Raw genomic sequence first — 7,227 nt, forward strand, 5'->3', positions numbered from 1 at the left:
GTCGCCTTCTTTCATCGGCGCCTTGAGGTCGATCATCATGACGTGCAGGCCGCCCGGCTTGAGCACGGCTTCGCCCTTGGCCTTGATGTCGATACTCGGCACCGGGCGCATTTTCATAACGCCGCCTTCGTTGAGGTGGGTGTGCAGTTCGGTGACTTTGGAGACCGGGTTGTCGGCCTTGACCACTTTGACGTCCTTGTCACCGTTGTTCTTGATGACCATGAAGGCGCCGGTGGCTGGGGCGTTGGGCGGGGCCAGGCGGACATACGGATCCTGAACCGACACGTTGTCGGCGGCGCCGGCCAGGACGCCGGCCGAGAACATCAGGCTGGCTGCAAGCAGGGACAGTTGTTTCATGGACTTACTCTCCTTCAAGGTTGGTTCAAGTATTTGCGAATGGCGACGACGACCTGATCGGGCGGCGTGGCGTGGACCATCTTGCCAACCAGTTGGCCGTCCGGGGCGATGATGAAGGTATCGGCCGAGTGATCTACGACGTAGCCGCCACCGGCTGTCTCGATCTTCTGTTCGGCGTAGAACACGCCGTAGCGCTTGGCGATTTCGGCGATGTTTTCCGGCGTGCCGGTGACGCCGACGATGGCCGGATGGAAAAATTCAGCGTATTCCTTGAGGCGCTCGGGCGTATCGCGTTTCGGGTCGACCGAGACGAAGATCATCGCCACCCTGGCCAGTTCTTCGGGCATCAGCTGCTTGAGGCCTTCGGCCGTCGCGGCCAGCGAGGTCGGGCAGATGTCCGGACAGTAGGTGTAGCCAAAATAGACGAGGACCAGTTTGCCGCGATAGTCGTGGAGCGCCACCGGGCCGCTCGCCGACTGCAACGTGAAATCGCCGCCGGCCGCGATGACCGCCTTGGGCAACGGCCGCTCGGGCATTTCCGGCTGCCAAAAGAGGACAACGCCGAGAATCAGCGCGGCCAGCAAACCGGCCATTGCCATCAAGATGCGTTCAGCCATTTAGTGCGACTCCCCGGTCGAAAAACGGTATGGAATCGCCACCCGCTCGCTGCCGGTTTCGACGAGCACCGTCGCCTGCCAGTCCATGCTGCCGGTGATGCAGACCGGCAAGGTCACCTCGGCGGCATAGCGTCCAGCGCCACGGGCCGTCAGCTGCGGCCGGTTATAGCCCATGTTCATGTCGATACCGGAGAAATCGACCTCGACGCGGGCCGGGGAAAAGCCGCTGGTCTCTACCTGAACTTCGAATGGCTTGACCAACGGTACCGGGCGCGTGCCCATCGCCAGGGTGACATTGCCGCCGGACGGCAGCTGCACGGTGCACGCTTCGCGTTGCAGATTGCAGACGGGATCGGGCTGAACGGTAACGTCGGCTTTCGGCAACAGCATCGGCGACAACTTGTAGCCAACGACAACGACCAGCGCGATCAATTCCAGACCAATGACGTCTATCAGTATTTTCTTGTTCACAGGTTTGCTTGTGGACCTTGATTCATTTTGGATCAGGGCATTTTCGCCGAATGGGTCTGTTTAGATTTAGCAGACATCAATTCTTTCACAGTCTGCCCGGAATACAGTGTGCGGCAAATTGTCGCAGTGACACTCTGTCGCAGGCGGCAATGGGGGAATGGAAGTTTTTTGCTTCTGGTGCTCATGGGAGAAATCGAGATGAAAAAATTTGTAGTGAAATCTACCGCACTGCTACTGGCAGCCGGTTTCGCAGCAACGGCGTGGTCAGCCGAATCGCTGCAGGACGTGATGAAGCGTCGGAATCTCAGCCAACAGGATCTGCTGGCTGCCTCCAAGACCTACGTCCCGACTGGCAAGCGCGACGAATTCGTCGCCTTCAGCTCGGGCGGACAGTCCGGCCAAATCATCGTGTATGGCATTCCGTCCATGCGCATCCTGAAATACATCGGCGTGTTTACGCCGGAACCGTGGCAAGGCTACGGCTTCGATGAAGAATCCAAGGCCGTGCTGCGCCAGGGCAATATCGATGGCAAGGAAATCAACTGGGGCGACACGCACCACCCGGCCATCTCGGAAACCCAGGGCAAGTACGACGGCCAGTTCCTGTTCATTAACGACAAGGCTAATCCGCGCCTCGCCGTCATCGACCTGCGTGACTTCGAAACCAAGCAGATCGTGGTCAACCCGATCTTCAAGTCGGAACACGGCGGCGCCTTCGTCACGCAGAACACCGATTACATCATCGAAGCCGCCCAGTACGCCTCCCCGCTCGAGAACAAGAAATTCTTCCCGCTCGAAGAATTCAACGACAAATATCGCGGCGGCATCACCTACTGGAAATTCGACCGCAAGGCTGGGCGCATTGATCCGAAGCAGTCCTTCTCGCTCGAACTGCCGCCTTACTCGCAGGATTTGTCCGACGCCGGCAAAGGCCCGTCCGACGGCTGGTCCTTCACCAACTCCTTCTGTTCCGAGCGTTACGTCGGCGGCATCGAACAGGGGCGTCCACCGTATGAAGCCGGTTGCTCCGCCAAGGACACCGACTATCTGCACGTGATCAACTGGAAGAAGGCGGCCGAACTGGTTGCTGCCGGCAAGGCCAAGAAGATCAACGGCCACAACGTGCTGATGATGGAAACGGCGATCAAAGAAGGCATTCTCTTCCTCGTCCCCGAACCGAAGTCGCCGCACGGCGTCGACGTCACCCCGGACGGCAAGCTCCTGACCGTCGCTGGCAAGCTCGACACCCACGTTTCCGTCTATTCCTTCGAGAAGATCCAGGCCGCCATCAAGGCCGGCAAGTTCGAATCGAAGGACCCGTACGGCATTCCGGTCATCGCCATGAAGGATGCGCTGCATACCCAGGTCCAGCTCGGCCTTGGCCCTTTGCACACGCAATATGACTCCAAGCCCTGTATTGCCTACACCTCGCTCTACGTGGACAGCCAAGTCGCCAAGTGGAACTACTGCGAAGGCAAGGTACTCGACAAGATCTCCATCCATTACAACATCGGTCACTTGATGACGATGGAAGGCGATTCGGCCGATCCGAAGGGTCACTACCTGGTGGCGATGAACAAGCTGGCGATCGACCGCTTCAACCCGGTTGGCCCACTTGAGCCGCAGAACCACCAACTGATCGACATTAGCAACGACAAGATGCAACTCCTGTACGACATGCCGATTCCGCTCGGCGAGCCGCACTACGTGGTTGCCATCGAAGCCGCCAAGCTGAAGCCGGGCGTCCGCTACAAGGTCGGCACCAACAGCCGCACCGACGAGCACAACCCTGGGGCCGTTCGCGCCGGTGAAGAACACACCGACAAGAAGGGCAACAAGATCGAAGTCTTCGGCACGCTGATCCGTTCGCACATCACCCCGGAAACCATCGAAGCCGAAGTCGGCGACGAGATCACCATCCACCTGACCAATCTGGAACGGGCGCAGGACGAGACCCACGGCTTCACCGTCTCGACCTTCAACGTGCACGCCTCGGCCGAACCGGGCAAGACCGTGACGGTCAAGTTCAAGGCGGACAAGGAAGGCGTCTATCCGTACTACTGCACGGAATTTTGCTCGGCGCTGCACCTTGAAATGCAAGGTTACCTGTTGATCAAACCGAAGGGCTGGAAGCCGAGCAAAACGGCAACCGCCTCCAGCGGCACAACCTACACCGAAGCCGACTACAAGGCGCAGGTCAAGAAGGTCGCCGACACGCAAGCCGTGATCGACTCGGTGGTCGCCTACATCACCAGCGTCAATTACAAGGACTTCCCGGATGTCGTGAATCTGATGGACGACGCAGTCGACCAACTGAACAAGATCAAGGGTACCAAGGAAAAGGCTGACGCCGCTGCCGGCAAGAAGGACTGGAACCAGGCTGCATTGTGGACCGAGCAGACCTGGCAATACCAAGTCAAGGCCGCCGACATCGGCCTGCGGGCCAAGACCTACCTTGAGCAAAACGGCGCCAAGAAGGTCAAATAAGCAAAAAAGCCTTGATCTGACTTAAGGCATTAAACGGGGAACAGCCTCAATCTGTTCCCCGTTTCACATTCAGGAGGAAATACCCATGAAATTTACAATGACATTCATCGCTGCCGCGATCGTCGCCAGCTCCGCCTTTGCCGCCGATGGCGCCGCCCTGTACAAAGAGAAGACCTGTACCGCATGCCACGGCAAGGATGCCAAGACGCCGCTGCTGCCGAATTACCCGAGGCTAGCCGGCCAGAACGCCGCCTACATCGAGGAGCAGATGAAGGACATCAAGAGCGGCGCTCGCAACAACGGCCAGACTGCGGCCATGAAAGGCGTCATGCATCTGGTCGACGATGCAGAAATCAAGGCCATCGCCGTTTACCTTTCCGGCCTGAAATAAGTGATCAATAAATAATTGGTACATATCAATGAATACTGATGGACACCGACCTACACTCGGTTCCATCAGCAATCAAGACAAGGACAACACCATGAAAAAAACTCTGCTATTGGCCCTCATCGCCGGCTTGATCCCGGCCACCGCTGCGTTCGCCCAGGCTCCGGCCCCGAAAAAAGCCGGTATCGAAAGCCAGGGCTACAAATGGAATGCCCAGGAGGGCGAAAAAGTTGAGGCACTCAAACTCAAGGGTGACCCCAAAAACGGGGCTGATACCTATGAAGTCTGTGGTGCCTGCCACCTGCCTTCCGGCGCCGGACGCCCGGACGGCACCTTCCCGCAACTCGCTGGCCAGCACGCCACGGTGCTGATCAAGCAGATTGCCGACATCCGCGAAGGCACCCGCGACAACCCGACCATGTACCCGTTCGCCAAGGAAGCGATGACCCAGCCGCAGGAGCTGGCCGACACCGCCGCTTTCATCCAGACCTTATGCGTCCCGCTCGACCACGGCCACTATGAAGGGGCCGACGCCGCCAAGCAGATTGCCGACGGCAGGACCCTTTATGAAAAGGAATGCAAGGATTGCCATGGCGCCAACGGCCAGGGTGACTCGGCCAAGTTCTACCCGGTTATTGCCGGCCAGCACTACAAGTACCTGCTGCGCCAGATGACAGCGATTCGCGACGGCGTTCGCCGCAACGCCAATCCGGACATGGTCAAGATCATCAAGAAATACAACGACCAGCAACTGGTTGCCATTTCAGCTTACCAGTCCAGCATGCAAATGGCGGGCAAAATGTGCAAGCCGAAGGCCGGCGCCAAGCGCTGATCAGGCGGACCAAGCCGGTTGCCCGCCCCGTGTGGGCAACCTCGCCCGCCAATCGCTGACACACAACAGAGAACAGCAAAATGGAAAAACAAAACAAAATCATCGGCGGCCTGACCGTGATTTCGCTAATCTGCCTGGTCGCTGCCTACTTCGCCCCGATCTGGTGGGTATCCCTGACCGCCCCGAATTACCCGGCCGACGCCTTCCCTGATGGCATCCGCATCCATTTCCATTTCGATGGCGTTTATAACGGCTGCACGGCTGCCGGCAAGAGCACCCGGATGGGCAACGAGATCATCCAAAAAGACCTGGAAGCTACCGACGAGCGCTACAACCCAATTACCGACGCCGCCAAGAACGTCGACAAGGGCGCCGAAGGCCTCGACTGCGTCCATGAAATGAACACCATCAACCACTACGTCGGCATGTTCCCGATCGCCACCGGCGCACCGGTCGAAAAGCCGCTGGCCAAGTTCTTCTTCGGTTTCTTTGCCGTGATGATGCTGGCTTTCACGGTCAACCGGAAAAAACCGCGAATTTTGATATTGAGCGCCGGTTTCGCTGCCGTTGCCGCCTGGATGCTGGTCGACCAGTTCATGCTTGGCCACCTCGAAAGCCACGTCCAGGACTACATGCACGAATCCGGCTCTTTCTTCAAGGACATGGACCGCATCAGAGCCTGGGGCGACAACGTCCGCAACGTCTCGAAAATCGTCATCTTCGGCCTCATCGCGGTGATGGCCATCGTCATTGCCGGTACCGCCAAAATCAAACCCTTCCAGCTCCTGCTGGCGCTGGTCCCCGCCCTGCTCCCGGTCTTCTTTGTCATCACCTACGCTGGCTGGCTGTGGTTCTTCGGCCACAACATGCACCCGTGGGGCGCCTTCACCGTCAAGCCCTTCATGCCCACCGTCTTCGGCGAAGGCAAGGTCGCCCAGTTCTCGACCTTCTCCTACCCGTACTGGGGCTATGGCCTGCTCGTCGCGATCTTCGTCTGCATGATGCTGGCCCTGCTCATCCGCCGCAAACAGTTGCGCGAAGGCGGCGCCGAGTAAGCCACGTGAGCCGCCTGCACCAACTGGCCCGGCTCAGCCTGGCCACTACGCTCCTGCTGGTCCTGACCACCGGCAAAACCGAGCCGCAGACCGATGCACCGGCCGGCATGGGGGCTCGTGCCAATGTCGACCGTCCGAAACCGACCTTCATGCTGAGCGAACGCGACAAGCGGGTGCATGGCCTGAAGCCCTTTCAGGCGCTGATCGACCAGGCCGAACCCGGTGCCATCATCAAGCCGCCGGCCGGCAGCTACGCCGGCCCGGTCACCATCAACAAACCACTCACCATCGATGGTGGCGGCCAGGTCACCATCGATTCCGGTGACCGCGGCACGGTCATGATGCTCGACGCCAGCAACGCAGTCATTCGCGGCATTCATCTGACCGGTTCCGGTGACTCACACGACAGCGACGACTCCTGCCTCGATGTGCGGGGCGACCACAACGTCATCGAGAACGTCGTCGCTGACAACTGCCTGTTCGGCCTCGACCTCAAGCAATCCAACCACAATATCATCCGCAATAACCACATCCGTTCCAAGGACCGCGAACTGGGTGTGCGCGGCGACGGCCTGCGCTTGTGGTACAGCAACGACAACCTGATTGAAGGCAACGAGGTCATCGATTCGCGCGACATGGTCGCCTGGTACTCGCACCGCAACGTCTATCGCAACAACGTCGGCAAGCGCAGCCGCTACTCCATCCACTTCATGTTCGCCAACGACAACGTCGTCGAAGGCAACGCCTTCTACGACAACGCGGTCGGCGTCTATTTCATGTACACCGCTGGCGGCGTCGTCCGCCACAACATCATTTCGCACGCCACGGGCGCCACGGGCATGGCCATCGGTTTCAAGGAGTCGTCAGGCACCGTGATCGAAAACAACGAACTGATTTATTGCGGCATCGGCATCGGCTCCGATCTCTCGCCTTTCGAGCCCGACAGTACCATCGAGATCCGCGGCAACCGCTTCGCCTACAACGGCGTTGGCATCCTGTTCAACAGCGAAACCGGCGGCA

The 7,227-nt window shown here is 59.1% G+C and carries 8 protein-coding genes; 5 read left to right on the forward strand and 3 right to left on the reverse strand.

From position 1 onward, the window contains the following. The 3 genes from ADADOO_RS00500 to ADADOO_RS00510 all read right to left on the reverse strand — a co-directional run. Window positions 1–357 (reverse strand): copper chaperone PCu(A)C (locus tag ADADOO_RS00500; protein ID WP_511274204.1); only part of this gene is annotated, 357 nt, incomplete at its 3' end. A gap of 14 nt (window positions 358–371) precedes the next feature. Next, window positions 372–974: an SCO family protein gene (locus ADADOO_RS00505; protein ID WP_511274205.1), complete on the reverse strand. Its 603-nt coding sequence runs from the start codon at window positions 972–974 to the stop codon at window positions 372–374. After that, a complete protein-coding gene (locus ADADOO_RS00510) occupies window positions 975–1,445 on the reverse strand; it encodes a hypothetical protein (protein ID WP_511274206.1) in 471 nt (156 codons plus the stop codon). 198 nt (window positions 1,446–1,643) lie between these two features. Between ADADOO_RS00510 and nosZ the strand changes: the two genes are divergently transcribed. The 5 genes from nosZ to ADADOO_RS00535 form a co-directional block, all read left to right on the forward strand. Continuing rightward, complete coding sequence (gene nosZ, locus ADADOO_RS00515; protein WP_511274207.1) at window positions 1,644–3,932, forward strand: Sec-dependent nitrous-oxide reductase; 2,289 nt, start codon at window positions 1,644–1,646, stop codon at window positions 3,930–3,932. 85 nt (window positions 3,933–4,017) lie between these two features. Next, entirely contained in the window at window positions 4,018–4,323 is a 306-nt protein-coding gene (locus ADADOO_RS00520) for a c-type cytochrome (RefSeq protein ID WP_511274208.1), read from the forward strand. Between the two features lie 91 nt (window positions 4,324–4,414). Then, window positions 4,415–5,152 (forward strand): c-type cytochrome, encoded by a 738-nt coding sequence (locus ADADOO_RS00525; RefSeq protein WP_511274209.1) that lies wholly within the window; start codon window positions 4,415–4,417, stop codon window positions 5,150–5,152. 80 nt (window positions 5,153–5,232) lie between these two features. Then, window positions 5,233–6,207, forward strand: a complete 975-nt coding sequence (locus ADADOO_RS00530) for a hypothetical protein (RefSeq protein WP_511274210.1) — start codon at window positions 5,233–5,235, stop codon at window positions 6,205–6,207. Between the two features lie 5 nt (window positions 6,208–6,212). Further along, window positions 6,213–7,227: right-handed parallel beta-helix repeat-containing protein (locus ADADOO_RS00535; protein WP_511274211.1), on the forward strand; the 1,015-nt coding region annotated here is incomplete at its 3' end.

Source organism: Azonexus sp., from assembly GCF_036170495.1.
GTDB lineage: Bacteria > Pseudomonadota > Gammaproteobacteria > Burkholderiales > Rhodocyclaceae > Azonexus.